The sequence below is a fragment of the Bacillus sp. 22-7 genome (assembly GCF_010628845.1).
Classification (GTDB): Bacteria; Bacillota; Bacilli; order Bacillales; family Cytobacillaceae; genus Cytobacillus; species Cytobacillus firmus_B.
In genome coordinates, this window is sequence record NZ_NJQY01000006.1 from 187,163 (window position 1) to 205,221 (window position 18,059).

Below are 18,059 nucleotides of genomic sequence, written 5' to 3' on the forward strand. Positions count from 1 at the left end.
TGAAATAATATCGTAGATGTTGAAAACAACAATAATCAATTTCTTTCTTACTTTTATTCCATATGCCTTACCTTATCTTCAATAAACTGAATTTCATTCTGGCTCAAATTATACTTTTTATATAGCTGTTTATCAATTTCAGATATTGATGTTAACCAATCAATATCTGATTTCTCGGTAAAATCCTGAACCGGGACTTTCGACCACTTATCCCGAGTATTAGCTTGAGTTATTTTTAAAACACCTAACATCGCTCTTGCAAATTTACTTTTAATATATTTTAAAACTGACTCTGCTTCGTATTTAGTTGAAAACCCACCAATAGAAAGAAATGTTTCTGTAGCACCAACATTTGGTTCTAAAATTAATGGTGAACTTATCACTTCACCGAATGTCCCATTTCCATTAGCTTGGGGTATAATCACTTTATACTCTGCAAAACTACTTGGAGCATTCAGATACTTTTTATCCATCCAATAATACGTACGCTGGCTATTCTCAAGGCCTAAAATTTTAATAAATTCCCCATCATGCTTAGGCTTATCTTTGTAAAATATAATATCTTTTAACAGTTTAAATGCTCCCGAACCGATATCATTCTTATGTCCCTTTGACTGTATGCCCTCAATTACTGGATAATCCTCATGAGCGACTGTTGTTAATTTATAAACTCCTCGACCAGAAATGAAACGATCCAATGTTTCTACAGTATTAGAAGAGACTTTACTCAGTATTGAGTTTAATTCATTATAAACTGTAAAAGTCCCAATCTCTCCAAAGACTTTTTCCCTATCCCTATACGTTATAGCAATTCCGCCTTTAATATCAGTATTTGGAAACACTTTTGAGCTATCTTCGAAATAATTTACAACTTTGAGATGATCATCAGATAACATTTTCTTATTCCATGCTTTAGGTGTGCTTCCTGCATTAAATAAAAATCGAGCAGGGTGAATCATTTCTACTTTATCAGCTAGTTTATAAGACTCTTCCAAAAACTTATGGTAAATTGGTGGAGCATAAGTTTTATTTTCTCCTATTGTTTCATCTTGGTAAGGTGGATTTCCTATTATTACATCGAATTTCAATTTATCATCTCCAAATGCTTTGTAGATATTTGTTCCTAATTCTTCTTCACTAGCTAAAACCATGGTATCGACTACTATTAGGTTTTTTGTGGAAACATCCACTACATCACTATATATGAAATTCTTAACAATATTATATATTATGTTACTAGGTGCACATGCGTATACTTGATTTTCAAGTATCCATTTAATACGTTCTTGTTGATTCGGAATTTGTTCTTTTAATCCATCGTTTAATTTCTTGACTATTTCTGTCATAAACAAACCACTTTTCACATATAAGTCAGCAAACTTTATTGTTTTGACAGAAAAAATTTCGGGATTTTCTTCCTCTAAAAAACTGATCATTTTTTTAACTACTCTTTTTGGCGTAAAAATTTGATTTGTTTTTTGTGGTGGAATGTAATCGAATATATCTTCTTGTAAACTATCGTCGAAATAATTTGCTAAACGTTTTTTTGTATCTAAAAACTCTTGGATACTGGCATTAAAAATGACCTCGTTGAATAATCCAGGAATCACCTTTGTTTCCCCGAAATCATCAACATACTCAAAGCCATCACGGAGCTGCTTAAATTCATCAATAGTTATACTCGTTAAATCTTCAAACGTCTCGCCATCAATATTCTCTTCAAAATTTGTTAATTTTGTATTATCATCACCGTATGCCATTAAGAACGCAGGTATTGTACGTGCAAAACCTCTTAAATGATCTCGAACATCATCTTCAGTTGTTTTCTTTTTCTTTTCTTCTACTTTTTCTATTTGTTCTTCCACAACAGTATTGATTGTATTTTCTACTTCTTTGTTAAGTTCTTCTGCAAAAGATTCTTCAATTTCCTTTTTCTCTTTCTCATATTGTTGAGTTACTGCATTTAATACACTCTTATCTTTTGCTGTTTTTACTTCTTGTTTTTTTCTTTCATATTCTTTTTCTAATTCTCTTACTTGATTACTTAATGTTAAACTCTTTTCAGTTATAATATCTTCGAGAGCAATATTAACTGAGTCCTTTAATTTATCTGTTTGTCCTTTGTTTAAATTAAATGAATCCTTCAAGTTTGTAAAGCCATCTGAAAATGATTCTGTTATTTCTTTTGCTAAATTTTTAATAGAATCTATTTGCTTTTCTTCAGCTTCTTCTAAAGAAGATAGCATATTATCAACAAATTCTACTGTTGTATATATCTTATCTCCAAAGAGTTCCTTCGATTTACCTATCACTACTTCCTTTGGTATTTCTACTTCCCCATCTTCATTTAAATGAGGATCTGTAACAGATATTTTTCTCGGTTTATCCAACCTTTTATTTTTCTCAGGTGGTATTTTATCTAATATCTCTTTAAATGGTGAATCCCCTGAAAAAATACCTGATATATTAGCAAATAATAAATTGCTCATAAATCCTCTTTTTACTACTTCTTTCGATGTGATTCGAGTAGGTATTGTTAAAACTTCAGAAGCATTAATTTCATGCATTGTACCATCTTCATCTTCGGCAATAACTGGGAAGAAATTTAATAACTTTTTAATCTTGTTCTTTCTTTCTTCGGTTGTTTTATAACCGCTTCCAGATAAATTATTAGCAAAATCATCATAAAGCCTTAAAGTTCTATCAGGTGAAAAGTCAAATATATAAGCATTCTCTTTTCTATATAATTTATCATCCTTTTCGTATTCGTAAGGATTTTGTGACCTGAAAGCAGCTTGAAAGTATAAACTAGGAGACTCAATATTATTTAACATTAATACAGCTGTCCATTCAGGAATCGTTACACCTGTTGTCAATTGCCCAACTGATAATGTTATCGTTTTATCATATTTTTCAATGGCATTTCTTACTTTGTCAAAACTCTTGATGTTCTCTTTGAAGTCAAGAGCTTCAGCTAATACACCATCATGGAAACTAACCCCATCTCCTGCTGCTAATATCACCTTATAATCTTTAAAAGTGGGATGAACATTTAATAATTTTTCAAGTGCCTTCGCTGCATTTACACGTGGAAGTAGCCAAAAAGTATGATTTAGTTCATTACGATATTGATTTTTAGAAAATGGAAATTTCCCTGTTGAAAGATTGTCTAAAAAACGTACTACACTTTCTTCGTATTCAAACATTCCATTTTCCTTCACTCTAAAAAATTCATTTAAATCAAATGCATAATCAACGTTTTTTTCATCTTCTAATGTTATCCCTTTAGACACTTCTGCCTCTATCATTTTACTCATTTGATAAGTAAAAAGATTTAAAGTTGGCAAACTTTCGTAAGGGTTGCTACTAATCGTTGAATCCCAGTTTTGTTTAGCTTGTTGTTCATCTACATAAGACCAATTATATATTTGGTCTTCCGAAAATTTGTTATTTGCCAATGCTTTAAATGGAGTACCAGATAAATGAAGTGTAAAGTCTCTTTTTATTTGGCTAAATGCTATATCAGTTTTGCGTGTATCAATACCTTCATGGGCTTCATCAATAACTAACAAATCCCACTTTAAGCCAGCTACCCATTCTAATTTTTCATACTTACCCCCTGCAAACTTTGCTCCTTTTAAGTCTTGCAAGGAAATAAAAGAAATATGTGAAGGATCAGGATAGGATGTATTATCTAGATATTCTAAATACTGTGCTCTGTTCATAGCTTTTCCATTCAATGCATCTGTTTCTGAGACGAACTTCATATGCGACTCTTGCCATGCGATAAATTTATGGAAATCATCAAACCATGAATTTGCAATAGCTGGTCTATTAGTTATGATTAAAACATTTTTTGCTTTTAATTTTCTTATAAAATCATAGGTAGTTAACGTTTTTCCAAAACGTGGTTTTGCATTCCATAAGAACTCTCTTGGTTCTTGTTTGCTTTGATAATACTCATAGGTTTTCTCCACGGCTTGTTGTTGTTCATTCCGTAAAACATAGCTTGAACGCTTATCATCAATTTGACTCTCGTCATAATCAAGATTAATAAACTTATCTGTTAGCTCTTCAGCCTTTTCTATTGTTCCATTAAAATAAAACCACTCATCAGCACGGCCATTAAAATCTTTCTTCTTGATCCCGTTTAATATCAGGAATCTATGTAGGTCTTTATCACGAAACCATTCACCATCAGATTTCCGAGCTATTTTTTCAAATAATATTGCAGGGTTTAAACCCGCTGTACCAACTTGTTCGAAGATTCTTGTTACAGCTTCACGTGTAGTATCGCCTATTTTTACATAGCCGTCATGGTTGGGAACTTCAGGTAATGTATAACCATACACTTTATATTGAATTTCAAAAAAAGGTTTAATAATAGTTTTATCCATCATACTTCCTCCATTTCCTCTTTATAAACATCAATTATATTAACTGGTACATAGCGCATTTCTTTCTGAATTTCATCATCAATTTCATCTGCTTCTAATAAATCAAATATATCTAATTGCAGGTGGCGGTGTTCTGCGCTATTAATAGTCATTCCAGGTTCTTTTTCTACGTTTTCATATATCTCGTCTAAGGTATATTCTGTTCGTTGTATTTTAATGTTTTTAGTTGTTTTCCTCATATTAAGTGGAGACCATTCACTGAACACTAAAGGTTTACCATCTACTGCTTTCCTCGTTAAGAAGTTCCCTTGGCTGATATTTGATGAAATAATTTTTTTAGCACTATCTAACACCTTTTTCTTTACTGTTCCATTATGACGTTGAACTTGTTTTTGATAGTTATCATAATACAGTTGAAACATATTCATAACACAAGTTTGAGCATTATCTTCTAATAATTCAATTCCATAAAGTGTCGTTAAGGCAAGTAAGGAATAACTTTCATATGTAGTTAAATCATTATTATATTTTTCAGTTACCATTTTTAGTTTTCTCACAAGAATTTCTACAAGAAAAGCTCCTTCCCCAGCAGACGGCTCTAGGAACGCAGCTGTTAAATTTTCACAAGCCTCTTTTATTTCTGGTACATTTAGCATTTTATTTACTATTTTTTTGGGGGTAAATACTTCTCCATGCTTTTGAACACGAAGCTTAGATTTAATTATCGCTTCTTCCAAACTTAGTGTCCTCCTTTCTTTGCCACTACTTTTGGTTATTATAATCTGTTAATTACATTTACCTTTTAAATAATCAACTTTCATTTCAAATAACTTTTCCATTTATGCGCATTACTCCGAGTAAATATTACAAATATCCTTACTGTTTAGGTAACATTGACTGACATAAATTTAAGCATTATGTCTTTCTCATTATATTAGCATATTTTGGATATTATTTTAAAAATAGTTATTGATAAAAAATCAAACTGATCCCTTTTTGTTTCCAGAATAACAGAATGGCAGCTCTAATGACAGAGCAGTCCCGAAGAACTTTAGTTAAAGACCCTATTGGTATTCTCACTACAACATCCAAAATAATCTATTTATGTAATAAATTATGTAAGTGTTACCTTATTATATTAATCCATTCTATCAAGCCCGGTAAATTATGCTCGATTATTCATAATTTCATTCGATTATCGCTTGAGACTTCATACTATTCTGGTAACCCTTACAATTGTTTTTGAAATAAACCTCATCTGTTGTTTTGACAAATATCCAATTGACGTTAACCATCTTACTTTTTCCGATTATCGCTTAATAATCACAATAGAAGTCATATTTAGAATAAAATCTTCTTTTTCACCAATTTGGAATACCTAATACAGCAAAGCTATTTCTGTGAATTTGTTTAATACTCCTGTATATCGAAGCCAGTTATTAATAACATTAGTTGTTTGACAAAAACTTGTGGGCAGTTGTTACTTGCTACCCCTAAAAAAATAATACGTGTTAAACGTAAGCCATATTTAAATAAACTAATAATGTCAGTTTTATAAAAGTAGGTAGTGAAAATTCTATTAATAATGAGGTAGAATTAAATAAACCGATGGTCACGTAATATGACCATCGGTTTTCATTACACTTTTTGGATGCCCCCACATTTATTGAAGAATAATCGTTTGTTAAGTATACTTTTTTAAATTGTTATTTTTCTACAAGCCCTTATGTTCTATTTCTTCAGAAATGATTAGTTGACAAAATCTTTCTTAGATATTTCAAAATGTGAAATACTACTCTTGATTTACATGCAATAGTTTTTCTACTTCACTTCTTACACCATATGCTTTATCTTTAAGAAACGGTGTAAGAATTTCATATGATTTTTTTCCCAATAAATTATATATACAAGTTATTGCTTGCAACCTCATATGCCAGTCTTTGTCTTTAAGAAATTCATCAAGCATATTAACTTCATCTTCTGATAAAATATTTCCTAAGGCATTTAATGCATCAACTTTTGCATAAGTAGGGCCATTTTTAGAAATATTATAAAGATCTGGTACCAAACTCACTACTTTTTCTTCAATAATACTTTCAACAGCTTTTTTTCTAATTCCTATATTTGTAGATCTTAATTGTTCAATATACTGTTCCAAAGTTCACACTCCCTATTACATTATTTTAAGAATTATAACATATAAACTTTAAATAGCATTATATGTAAGGTGTATGACTTATTATTCTCTTTCAATATGTACCGAAGCCGAATTCGACTAGCCTATTCCATTCTATTAACCTTATAATTATGGAGATTGATACGTTCAAACAAATTACTTCCAAAATAATTAGATAAGTGCAACCGTAAATATAACAGGATCAGAAAGTAACTCCATAGCTCCCTTTAAAACTCTTACATCATCAGCACTGCTAAAAGTCCCCTATAGGTCCACTAAATTGTGGCATCCTCCAAATATCTACGACCATTTAATTGACCAACTAGTACCTTATAACAATTGATTAACTAAGTACTCAAATTCATCATAGCCTACTACTCTGTCAATTCTATTCATTATACTGACTATCGGAATAAATATATTAAATACATTAGCTTATAAGGACAATCTTATTTCTTCTTACTTTATAGATTAGTCTTTTAAAGACAAGAGTCCAAATAAAGAAGTAATTAGCAACACCAATGCCAACAAACACTTTACATGAAACCTTACAAGAACTTGGTATCAATCCAATTACGATACATTGCTTAAGACACACTAATGCAAGTGTTCTATTCCATAGGGGAGTTGACATTAATTACTTTAGTGAGCGTTTCGGACATAGCAATATCGAAACGGCTTTACAAACACTATTTCCCGTGATTAAGGAACTAGGGGAGTAAGAGGAGAAATAGACGATAAAAACTTTTTAGAATATGTAAGCATAATTAAAATCGAAATTGATAATGTGGTTTATAATATATAAAAGATGTTGGTGCCAAACACTTGCATCAATCTTAGTTATTTGCGGAGTATGGTTGTTAATTAAATACGAGTAAAATAAAAATTAACTCACACTACTTTTCATGCAGGGTGAGTTGTTTATAGTTTATTAAGTATAGCTTATGGATGTTTAGCTGTAATAAAATTATACTTGAGTGTTGAAATTACACTTCCCAATTACTAATAATTTCAGATACCTTACTTCCTTTTACAAAAAATACTGCAATGTCTATAGAACCAAGAAAAGGTTTAATTTTGTTTAGAAATTCTCTATGATCTTTATTATCTGGAATTGCAATGGCAGTCTTATATATGTATTCATCTAACTTGGTCATAGAGAGTGTTTCGGCTGTGACAAAAAGGAGTTCTGATATATGAACCTTTATTTGACTTTTATCAAATGGTTTACCATATCTATTTGAAGAAGAATCGGCACTGGTTTCTCCTATAGCCTCTATAAAAAGTCTTATGTCCTTGTTAGAGTTAGTTTTCTTTGCTATAACATCCTTTCCTGAATGCTTCATTTCAGCCTTTCGTTGTATGATCACATAACCCCTTTCTTCTAAATCTTCACATACGGCATCAATGACATCTAATTCAAATAACAAGAAAAACACGACCTTTCTTTTTTCATTTCTATATATGTGAGACTTGATTAAATATATTATTGTAGAAAATCAAAGACATAGCCTTTCTCATGGCCTTTTTAATGGACTTTTAAAATAGTAATAGCAAACAATCCTTCTAGTAAACTGATAAGTTTATTTCAGCCGAAGTATCTTTGTATTTTTGTCATAGAAGTCTTCAACTTGATAACCGTTAGAATTTAATAGCACATATATTATCCCATGTATTACTTTTTGACCATAGCTTTAACTATATTAGGTCCAAATTTTACTGCACCGCCCACTAATGCTGCAATTACAACACCAATTGCTCCTCCAATAAACTTTTTATTACTATCGTCTTGTTGCATTGCATTCATAGCATGTTTATCCACACGGTCATAAATGGCTGTCCTTTGTTCAAACGTAAGGTCATCTCTCTTTAACTCTTCTTCATAAATGGATATAGCTTTTTTTATAACGCCAAATACATTTTGTCCAGAATCATGCGATAATTCTGTTGCCTTTACAAATAACTCCTTGACATGAGGGGAGAATTGCAAAAGGTTTTTTACATCATCCAGTGAAACTTCAATATCTGCATCTTGCAATAATTCGATTGCTTCTTCTATCAAGGATAATTCCTTTTCTTGGGAACCCTCTATATTCTGGCTCATTTAAATACCTCCAACAGAACTTTTATTTTTTCTTAAATACAATTATCTAGTAATGGGTGGAATTAGTAAAATTTTCACCAGACTACCATTTTCTGATAATAACCATTCTAATTCCCTTACAAGTACCTCCCTATCAATTATTCCTCTTCTTCCATATTGCTAAATTTAAAATTAACCTACCCCAATATGCATATAATATACCTATCCTCTTATAGTATTATTTGAAGAATTGGATAGCATATGCAAATAAATCTGCTTTAATACCATGAAAGTCTTGATTCAAATCGAGAGATAATACAGAAATTTTATTTCCCTTAATGTTGTACGTATGGTTTGGTTGGTTTAATGCTGTTGTTGTAGCATAAAGTAACATACCACCTACTATTTCAGTAGATTTATTCTTCCAATTATTAATATAAGTAAAAATTTGATAGAGATTACCTGATTTTTGTTTTGACGCCCCTCCTTCAAATCTTGCGACCATATTCTCTGAATAGAACTTCGTGTCCACGATCAGTGTTTTATTACCTTTTTGAAGCACTATATCAGTTTGCATGATTGGCAATGCTTCGATAAATCCATCATCAACGTTCCACTGAATTTGAGGACGTGATACAAAATAATCCGTTTCACGTTTGAAAAATGAATAGATGAATTTTTCGTATAAAGCTGAAAGCCTTTGTTCATCCTGTACTTGCTTTATAACTTGATATTTAGAATTTTCATCAAGTAGTAGCTCTTCAAAAAGATATCTGCATATATCAATTATAAATTGATAGCGAATACTTTGACGATTATACTTGACTTTTTTCCAAAGCTTCAGGTTCATCTCTATGTCTGATACCTCAGCAAAATAAGGGAGAAAACCATAAAATAATCTTCGAGTTTTTTGTTTTATTTTTGTTGAATGAGATAAGAAAACAAGAGTAGCTTTAATAATTTGATTCAACAATATATCTTCAGAAAACTCATCGTATATGATCACGAGCTTCTTATCTACCAACGCATTTTTCTTTATTGAAGAATTTATATCAATTTTTCCTTTTATAACAGTTGAACTCTCCTCAATACATACGTAATCCTTAATTAATCCCCCACGAATTAATACAGGTATTCCAATAGATAAAATTTCTGCATAAAGGTCTTTTACGTTTTCAAACTTTTCCGTTCCAATATGTTTATATTCTGAAAGATTCAAGGTTTGATATGCATATGAAAGCATATAATAGATATTACGAATTGGAATATTGCTATTTCTCTCCATCACAACAACCCCTTAGTCGTTCTGCCCAATTCTTAGCCTTCTGTTCATCATCAAACCAATACTCGAATAGTTGAGGAATAATTTCAAATTCAACAACTTCTTCTACCCGACTTACAGAATCAACTTTATAAGCACTCCCTACAAAATAACTATGACCAATTTGAAAGCCCGTACCGAGTTCTTCAACAATTTGGTTATTTAAATTCTTGACCTCATCGATTACACGAAGCAAAACTTCTGGATTATTTAATTTATCAACATACGACTTAAAGGTATCATTTTCAAATGCCGGTTTAATTTCGACGAATGAGAACCTTCTTCTAAGAGCATAGTCTAACAGCGCTAAACTTCTATCGGCTGTATTCATCATGCCTATGATATATAAGTTGGATGGAACTGAAAATTTATCGTTAGAGTATAGGAGATTGATTTGTTCTCCTCGCTTATCTGTTTCAATAAGCATCATCAATTCACCAAATATTTTACTCATATTTCCTCGATTAATTTCATCAATAATGAAGAAATAATCACGCTCAGGATCGCGTGCTGCTTTTCTTGCAAACTTCACAAATGGACCTTGCTTAAGTTCAAAACCATCACCTTCAGCTTTCGGACGGTAACCTTCAATAAAATCTTCATAACTGTAACTTTGGTGGAACTGAACCATTTGGATACGAGTCTCATCCTTTTCTTCCATCATCACATAAGCCAGACGTTTTGCAATATACGTTTTTCCTACTCCTGGGGCACCTTTCATGATGAGATTCTTCTTATTTTCAAGTACAGAAATTAGCCGGATCAGCTCCTTTTTTTCGATAAAAACATCGGAAAGAAAGTCATTAGTAGAAAAAGGTTCATTTTCTTGAACAGTAGGTTTTGATTCAATAAAACGAATGTAATATTCAATAGAACTCCCAGATACTCCTTTATATTTTCTGTAGGATTCATCTGATACAACTACATCTTTCAATTGCTTTAATTGCTCAGTATCTGTTTCTCCAAATATTGAAGTACCAAAGTAGCTCTCTATATCCTTTAATGCGTTCACCTTTTGAGTAACCGTTTTATCGGTCAAACTGGTTCCATTGTCTGTGACTTGATTTGATAACCAAGTACGAAATTCATTTACTTCCGCAATTGTTAGATCAATTATGTCGTCATTTATCACCTGCTCAATTTCTTGAATCAGATCTGGGTAAGGAGTCAGATATGTCATAGTCTTTTGCGCAAAAGTCTGACGCAGTTCCCACTTACCAACTTGCAACCACTCCACTTTTCTTCTATGTTTGTACTCAGTTGTTCCACTATCGAAGTAATAATCTCCAGAAACGACTCCACGAGCGATGATTTTTTTAATTCCCTCTTTAGCGTAAATAACGTCGCCTATCTGCATTTCATTATAAAAATCCCACACAGCTTTTGTATCGTTGATGGGACGCTTTCCATCAGCTCTCTGCTCTGATATTTCTCGTTCAACCGCTTCCTTAGAATCGTAGTTATTTAAATCACCTAGATAATCCCAACCAAGCCCAATCACACTTTCAGAATGAAAATTATCCCATAATCTTGAATGTTCTCCAGGCGAAATAACCCAATAGTTTACGCTATTATCAATTTCACCTTCTTGATTTGCAATTTTCTTTTCCTTTTTAGGGTAAATTAAAGCAGGATTTTCATTATAGTATAAAAATATTAGGTAGGATCTAAGTAAAACACCCCAGTCGGGTATCCCACCTAAATTGTCAGGCTTACTTCTTACGCCACGATTAAATTCGTCCTCGGCATATTTCTGTCTGAATTGTATTCTTCTAGTTCCAAATTCTTCTGGATATCGAGGTATTCCCTTACCAATCACTAATTTTTCTATATCTTCATCACTTTGTTTTGTCATCTGTTGATATACATTTTTAAATTCTGAATACAACTTGTAATCAAAGAAATTTTGCTTATATCCAGTACCAAGCTCGAACTTATCTAGAAGATAACCAAGTTGTTCAAGATAGGGTGAATACCATATTCCAGTTTTTTCACCCAGATTTTCAGTGACCCAAACTTTATATTTTTCTTTTTGAGAATTAACAATATCATTCATAGTTTACCTCCAAAAAGTAGATTCTTTTCTTAAATTATATCATTCTACAATTCAAAATAACCGTTAGTTACTACTAGCGGTCCCATGAGCTTTATCTTATTTCAGTGTATGAAATTCCAGAAGTTTTATTGTGTTCTTCAACTACAGCAGTAACATAAAATTTTGTTCATACCAATATATTCTGGTATTTTAGAACCAAAGACATATTTCCATATAAAAAAACAGCCCCAATTAGGGCTGTCCTCTTATCAATGAATAATAATCGTCGCTATAGAATGCTCCGGAAGAACAAGCATCATGCTTTTTCCTCCAAAGGATAAAGATACTTCTTCTTTACTGTCATTCTCATTCATCAAAACCGCCACCGTTTCACCATTGATATTCTCAAAGGCGGTGGCCAATAGGCGATTATTCGATGCCTGGCTGCCAATTCTCCTCGCTCCAGGCTTAATGAACTTGCTGAAATGCCCAATATAATAGTAGGAGCTGTTATAGTGCACCTCATCCTTCTTCGTATCCACTATCACTGGCGCATCGCAATAGTTGCCCACATGGTTCGGTCCGCCTTCTTCATTCAGCACGAGATTCCAGTCAATCCATGCTTCAAGATGATTGTTCAAGTCGCCGATGATGTTTCGGCCATACCGCTCTCCAGTATGCCATTTGTCTACTTGAGGGCCGCCTTCTATGCACCCTTCTGTGAAAATTAAGTGCTTGTCAGGGAAGGCATCGTGAACCCTGGAAAGATTCTCAAATTCCTCAGATACATACCAATGGACTCCAGTTCCCCACACATATTTAGCTGCTTCTGGTTCGGACAGAACGGCTTGGGCTCTCTCGACAATGACATCGCGGTTATGATCCCAGATGATAATCTTCACATCACCATGGCCATTTTTCTCAAGGGATGGACCAAGATGGTTTTTGATGAAATCCCGCTCTTCTTCACCTGTATAGAGGCAGGAGTCCCAGACCTGCTTTGCTTCCGGTTCGTTCTAAATGGTGATTCCCCAGATGAGCACCCCTTCCTCTTCCATCGCCGCTATGTACTTCGAATAATACCGTCCCTCTGTGATTCAAGATTACTATTTATTAAACTCAAGCCCTCGTTAATAAGTACATTCTTCTACAAAGAGAACAAATATATGTCGTTCGAATACGCAGTATCGTTGTACTGCGTAGCAACCCACTTCATAATTTGGTCACTAACTTAATCCACTTATAACCATCTAGCATTTATAACAGAATTTTTAGTAAGTATAATTAGATATAAGAGTCTACTTTTTGGGCTGATCAAGTGCTTGGTAAGCTACCTGATACTTTCCTCCATCCGCAACTTCTGAATGGTACAAGGCCTTGAGGGCATTGTTTTTCTCAAGACCATGCTCAGCCTTCAGTTCTTTAAAGCGTGTATGGAGTTCTTTATTTTCCTTAATTAGTTGTTGCATTTGCGATTTTAAATACTTCAAAATATTTAGCTCCTTTCTGAATCTCTAAGTTTAGCTTAAATTTTACGTGAAATAACCTTTTTAAAAAGATCCCTAAATTGCTCCCGGTCTTCTGCTGTAAAAGGCTTTGGTCCCTTTGTTCGCTGTCCGCTTTTTCTAGCCATTGCACTTAAATAACGTGTTTGTAATAATTGGTCAATATTTTCATTTGTATATCTAAATCCTTTATGGTGGAGGACGATAATTCCTTTTGCTAAACCTAGTGACGCAAGACCATAATCTTGCGTCACGATAATATCTCCTTTTTCCACTAACTTCACAATCCGATAATCTGCAGCATCTGCTCCAGAATCAACATAAATGGTTTTCACTCCTGATGGCTGTTCTGCATTAGAAAAATGAGAAAAGCTTGTAACAAGAATAACCGGAATTTCAAAATCCCTTGCTTCTGCAATAATAATATCTTTCACCGGACAAGCATCTGCATCCACATAAATTTTCATCTTTCCCTCCTGTTAAGAAGTTCGACTTACTATTTAACTTAATCTTTTTCAACTATAAAAGAGACTGGTGACTTTTGTTTAAAAATAATCAAGAGTTCTTCCTTTTGCTGTATTTTTCTATCCTCATATTATACTGTATAGAATTTTGTTGGCAAATGGTCGTTCAATGGCCTACAAAATAGGCAGCTAAATCATCTGCTTATATTAAATCTCTAGGATACCTTAGAACTAAATACTTGATTAGAAAGTCACGCATTTTATAGGTGTAAAAGAAAAAGGATAAATGAACAGGATGATCACCTGTATACATCAATCCTTTTTATACAACAAAAGACATCATTTACCAAAATAACAATAATGTTTATTCAATTTGCAGATATGGGAGACCACCTAGTATTATGGGGGAAAACCAAATATAATTAAACAAGTATAGGTGAACTGAAAACATAACAATTTAATTTTTGTTATATAAATATCTATGTTTTGTTTAAGTCATTTTCCTAGCTGAAGGCACATTTTTTACCAAACTATCTTTTGCTTTTTTAGCTTACTCAACTTGTATTCACTAGCACCCCTACTTTACTAGCTGTTTAAAGTGTGAATTACCAGATCTACTAAAAAGGAATTTATTTTTTTGCTATAAAGAAAAGGGGGGCCTGTCTGCTTTTAAACAGCCGAGATCAGGCCCTTACTCTTAGGAATAACCCATAATTAAAAACACCCTGCAAAAGGGTGCCAGTTTGTAGACAAAAAGGGTTCGGATTAGTCTCATTCCGGACCCTTTTTTGATTTTTTATGGTTTTTTAAGCAATTACAGACCTCTCCGAGGTTATCATTTAGGCCATTTCTGGACCTTGCCAAGTCCAGTTGGCCATTTTCTTCAAATTCATGGCAGCGAAAGTAAGCATCGCCTGCATCGACAATTTTTTAAGTCCCCTGAGGGTTGTCCAACGCATGCCATGCTTTTCTTTTGCATCTGCGAATACTCGTTCAATTGTTTCTTTGCGTTTTTCATAGATCGATTTGACGTCTCGATGATGGCGAAGATGATCTGCTTCTTCCACATGCTCCTCCCACACATGACGTTGAATCAGTTTTTGATGTGCTTGACTCTGTGTGCATTGAGACAAGAAAGAGCATCCAGCACAAATTCGAGGATCTGATTTATATTGGCGATACCCTTCCTTTGTAGTTGTTGTATATTTTAATATCTCACCATCCGGGCAAATGTAACAGTCAAAATGCTCATCATAAACATACTCATGTTTTCTGAAGAAACCCTCTTTTGTGCGAGGTCGTGTGTAAGGTAAGGCAGGAGTGATGTCGTTTTTCAATAAGTAGCTCGTGATGGCAGGTGTTTTATAGGCTGCATCTGCCGCAACAGCTTTTGGTTTACTAACTTTATCAATGACCTGTTCTACTAATGGCTCTAGAATATGACTATCATGCGTGTTACCAGGAGTTACAATTGTCCCAAGAACAAAGCCGTTGCGGTCTGCGGCCGCATGGAAAGAATAGGCGAACTGTTTGGTACGCTCATCTTTTACATAGTAACCACTCTCTGGGTCCGTTGTACTTTCCTTGATTTCTTTGTATTCTTCCTTATCAAACTTATCTGGTGGAAACGGCTTTTTTCCATGATCCTCACGGTCTTGGTTAATCTCCTCTTGAAGGCGTTCTTGATAGGCACGGGTTTCTTTTCGAACCACTTTCTTTTCAAATTTGCGTTTATTTGCACTCGCTTTTACATGCGTAGAATCTACAAAAACGTGTTCGACACTAATTAAATTCTTTTCAGCTGCGGTTTTTAAGATTCGATAAAATATTTGTTCAAAGAGATCGGTGTCTTTAAATCGACGCTCATAATTTTTACCGAAAGTTGAGAAGTGAGGAACTTTATCGTGAAAGCCATAACCTAAAAACCATCGATAAGCCATATTCGTTTTCAATTCTTCAATTGTTTGACGCATGGAGCGAATACCGAAGGTATACTGAATGAATGTGAGTTTAATTAATATTACAGGGTCAATACTTGGGCGCCCTTTTTCTGAATACTTATCTTTTACCAAGTCATAGATGAATGAGAAATTAATCGCTGCTTCAATTTTGCGAACCAAATGGTCCGCTGGTACAAGTTCGTCTAAAGCAACCATTTCAATTTGATCCCGTTGAATTGGATTATGTTTTGAAAGCATTTAAATCACCTCAAGCATTGTATTACTTCTATTTTAAAACAAAAAAGACTGCAGACAAGCACGATTTTCACCGAGTTTGTCGACAGTCTGACACCCTGCAAAAGGGTGCTTTTAACGTTTATTGTCTTAAGGGTCCCCGAAAAAATAGAAATCCAACCTGCAACTTATTTAAATAGCCGGGGTCATGCCCTTCCATTCAATCAATGAATAATAACCGTCGCAATAGAATGCTGCGGAAGCACCAGCATCATACTTTTACCCCCAAGGGATATAGATACTTCTTCTTCTCTGTCATTCCCATTCATCAAAACCGCCACCGTTTCACCATTGATATTCTCAAAGGCGGTGGCAAATATGCGGTTACTCAATGTCTGGCTGCCAATTCGCCTGGCTCCAGGCTTAATGAACTTGCTGAAATGCCCAATATAATAGTAGGAGCTGTTATAGTGAACCTCATCCTTCTTCGTATCCACAATCACTGGCGCATCACAATAATTCCACACATGGTTCGGTCCGCCTTCTTCATTCAGCACGAGATTCCAGTCAATCCATGCTTCAAGATGATTGTTCAAGTCACCATTGATGTTTCGGCCATACCGCTTTCCGGTATGCCATTCTCCTGCCTGACGGCCGCCGGTTGCAATTGACTAACTAAGTTTCAAATTCATGCCTTCACAAGCAGTACATATCCATGCCAACACCCAAATCAGAGAAATAGCGCCCCCAAATCCCATTCCATGATAAAATACTAAATAAATATCCCAGTAAAGGAATGAATCCCTATTAATCTCCCTGACAAGGTGAAAAACCTGCCCTTAACTCCCGGCGTATATCTGATGAAGGATTCGCTGGGTCAAATTCTGTATGTGGGGAAGGCGAAAAATCTAAAGAATCGGGTTCAGTCTTATTTTCGAGACTCCACAAATCATTCACCAAAGATTAAAAAGCTGGTCAAACACTTAAGAGATTTTGACTATATCCTGAAAGATACTGAATTCGAGGCTTTTATGCTTGAATGCCAATTAATAAAAAGCATTAAGCCGCTCTATAATCGAATGATGAAGAGTCCGCAGTCATTCATTTATATTTCGATCAGCCTTACCGGCAATCACCGTAAAATTGATATTGCCTTTAATCCTATTGAAAATGACGGCAAGGTTTATTTTGGCCCTTTTACCAGCCGAAGAAATGTAGAAAGAGCTCTTCGGGGGTTAAAGGACTGCTTTAAGCTGAACTGCAGCAATACCAATGGAACGAACTCCGCCTGCCTGAATTATTCCTTAGGCTCATGCCTTGGCCGGTGTCTTGGCGGGCCTGCGGAACAAAAGTACAATGACATCCTGGACAGGTTTATCGGTTTTCTGAAAGGCACTGACATGAGTATTCTGGAGGATCTTAATCAGATGATGCTGAACGCCTCTGAAGCATTTGATTTTGAATCGGCCTCCGCCTACCGGGATCATATACAGGCAGTAAGCTCCCTGTTAAGAAAAGAAAAAGTGATTGAATTCACTGAAGGAAATCATAATATCGTTGCTATCGAAAGATTAGCAGATTTAGCGATTAAACTTTTCCTTATAAAAAGGACGGAGATTCTGTTCAGCTACAGTTTTGCAGCAGCACACAGCATGGAGGAAAAAATAAAAGCGGACATTTTAGCTTATTTTAAAAATGAAGAAGCAAATGCGGCCGGAGACATTAGCAAACATGAAATCGATGCAGCACATATTATTTACCGTTATTTACACAGCGGCAGCTGCTCTTATCTCCTCATTCCAGAAAACTGGCTGGAATCTGAGAATCATTCCACCCTGGATCTGGCACTGGAGGATTTACTAAATAACCCTCAACACTTACAGCCCCCTATATTAAATGAATAA

General features: G+C 34.2%; 14 protein-coding genes. 2 read left to right on the top strand and 12 right to left on the bottom strand.

The window, feature by feature from the left end; all coding sequences use genetic code 11:
• Nucleotides 1–53: 53 nt before the first annotated feature.
• The 3 genes from CE058_RS04795 to CE058_RS04805 all read right to left on the bottom strand — a co-directional run bounded on the left by CE058_RS04795 (nt 54) and on the right by CE058_RS04805 (nt 6,555).
• Nucleotides 54–4,397, bottom strand: a complete 4,344-nt coding sequence (locus tag CE058_RS04795; RefSeq protein WP_163140628.1) for an Eco57I restriction-modification methylase domain-containing protein — start codon at nt 4,395–4,397, stop codon at nt 54–56.
• A complete protein-coding gene (locus CE058_RS04800; protein WP_163140630.1) occupies nt 4,397–5,134 on the bottom strand; it encodes an N-6 DNA methylase in 738 nt (245 codons plus the stop codon). Before CE058_RS04800 ends, CE058_RS04795 begins: the two co-directional genes overlap by 1 nt.
• Before the next feature lie 1,055 nt (nt 5,135–6,189).
• Nucleotides 6,190–6,555, bottom strand: a complete 366-nt coding sequence (locus tag CE058_RS04805; RefSeq protein ID WP_163140632.1) for a HEAT repeat domain-containing protein — start codon at nt 6,553–6,555, stop codon at nt 6,190–6,192.
• A gap of 539 nt (nt 6,556–7,094) precedes the next feature.
• Between CE058_RS04805 and CE058_RS25245 the strand changes: the two genes are divergently transcribed.
• Nucleotides 7,095–7,295 (top strand): tyrosine-type recombinase/integrase, encoded by a 201-nt coding sequence (locus CE058_RS25245; protein WP_163140634.1) that lies wholly within the window; start codon nt 7,095–7,097, stop codon nt 7,293–7,295.
• 264 nt (nt 7,296–7,559) lie between these two features.
• Here CE058_RS25245 and CE058_RS04815 read toward each other — a convergent pair whose 3' ends face one another.
• The 9 genes from CE058_RS04815 to CE058_RS04855 form a co-directional block, all read right to left on the bottom strand.
• Nucleotides 7,560–8,003, bottom strand: a complete 444-nt coding sequence (locus tag CE058_RS04815; protein WP_163140636.1) for a hypothetical protein — start codon at nt 8,001–8,003, stop codon at nt 7,560–7,562.
• A 245-nt stretch (nt 8,004–8,248) separates the two neighbouring features.
• Nucleotides 8,249–8,677 (bottom strand): hypothetical protein, encoded by a 429-nt coding sequence (locus tag CE058_RS04820; RefSeq protein WP_163140638.1) that lies wholly within the window; start codon nt 8,675–8,677, stop codon nt 8,249–8,251.
• Nucleotides 8,678–8,894: 217 nt separating this feature from the next.
• Nucleotides 8,895–9,941 (bottom strand): 5-methylcytosine restriction system specificity protein McrC, encoded by a 1,047-nt coding sequence (locus CE058_RS04825; protein ID WP_163140640.1) that lies wholly within the window; start codon nt 9,939–9,941, stop codon nt 8,895–8,897.
• Nucleotides 9,928–12,033, bottom strand: a complete 2,106-nt coding sequence (locus CE058_RS24690; protein WP_204260515.1) for an AAA family ATPase — start codon at nt 12,031–12,033, stop codon at nt 9,928–9,930. The genes CE058_RS04825 and CE058_RS24690 overlap by 14 nt, the downstream gene beginning before the upstream one ends.
• A 248-nt stretch (nt 12,034–12,281) precedes the next feature.
• Complete coding sequence (locus CE058_RS04835; protein WP_483297531.1) at nt 12,282–12,962, bottom strand: glycoside hydrolase family 30 protein; 681 nt, start codon at nt 12,960–12,962, stop codon at nt 12,282–12,284.
• A 348-nt stretch (nt 12,963–13,310) separates the two neighbouring features.
• Nucleotides 13,311–13,502, bottom strand: a complete 192-nt coding sequence (locus tag CE058_RS04840; protein WP_048008527.1) for a hypothetical protein — start codon at nt 13,500–13,502, stop codon at nt 13,311–13,313.
• A gap of 35 nt (nt 13,503–13,537) precedes the next feature.
• Complete coding sequence (locus CE058_RS04845; RefSeq protein ID WP_163140642.1) at nt 13,538–13,984, bottom strand: YaiI/YqxD family protein; 447 nt, start codon at nt 13,982–13,984, stop codon at nt 13,538–13,540.
• An 836-nt stretch (nt 13,985–14,820) separates the two neighbouring features.
• On the bottom strand, nt 14,821–16,179 hold the full coding sequence (locus tag CE058_RS04850; RefSeq protein WP_163140644.1) for an IS1182 family transposase: 1,359 nt from the start codon (nt 16,177–16,179) through the stop codon (nt 14,821–14,823).
• 200 nt (nt 16,180–16,379) lie between these two features.
• Entirely contained in the window at nt 16,380–16,751 is a 372-nt protein-coding gene (locus CE058_RS04855) for a glycoside hydrolase family 30 beta sandwich domain-containing protein (RefSeq protein ID WP_483297530.1), read from the bottom strand.
• Nucleotides 16,752–17,015: 264 nt separating this feature from the next.
• Here CE058_RS04855 and CE058_RS04860 point away from each other — a divergent pair, with 264 nt between their 5' ends.
• On the top strand, nt 17,016–18,059 hold the full coding sequence (locus CE058_RS04860) for a UvrB/UvrC motif-containing protein (RefSeq protein WP_286167879.1): 1,044 nt from the start codon (nt 17,016–17,018) through the stop codon (nt 18,057–18,059).

Bases quoted from the DNA above. Each gene is read 5' to 3' on its own strand.
- CE058_RS04825 (WP_163140640.1), bottom strand. From the start codon at position 9,941: ATGGAGAGAAATAGCAATATTCCAATTCGTAATATCTATTATATGCTT.
- CE058_RS04820 (WP_163140638.1), bottom strand. From the start codon at position 8,677: ATGAGCCAGAATATAGAGGGTTCCCAAGAAAAGGAATTATCCTTGATA.
- CE058_RS24690 (WP_204260515.1), bottom strand. From the start codon at position 12,033: ATGAATGATATTGTTAATTCTCAAAAAGAAAAATATAAAGTTTGGGTC.
- CE058_RS04860 (WP_286167879.1), top strand. From the start codon at position 17,016: ATGAAGGATTCGCTGGGTCAAATTCTGTATGTGGGGAAGGCGAAAAAT.
- CE058_RS04845 (WP_163140642.1), bottom strand. From the start codon at position 13,984: ATGAAAATTTATGTGGATGCAGATGCTTGTCCGGTGAAAGATATTATT.
- CE058_RS25245 (WP_163140634.1), top strand. From the start codon at position 7,095: ATGCCAACAAACACTTTACATGAAACCTTACAAGAACTTGGTATCAAT.
- CE058_RS04795 (WP_163140628.1), bottom strand. From the start codon at position 4,397: ATGGATAAAACTATTATTAAACCTTTTTTTGAAATTCAATATAAAGTG.
- CE058_RS04850 (WP_163140644.1), bottom strand. From the start codon at position 16,179: ATGCTTTCAAAACATAATCCAATTCAACGGGATCAAATTGAAATGGTT.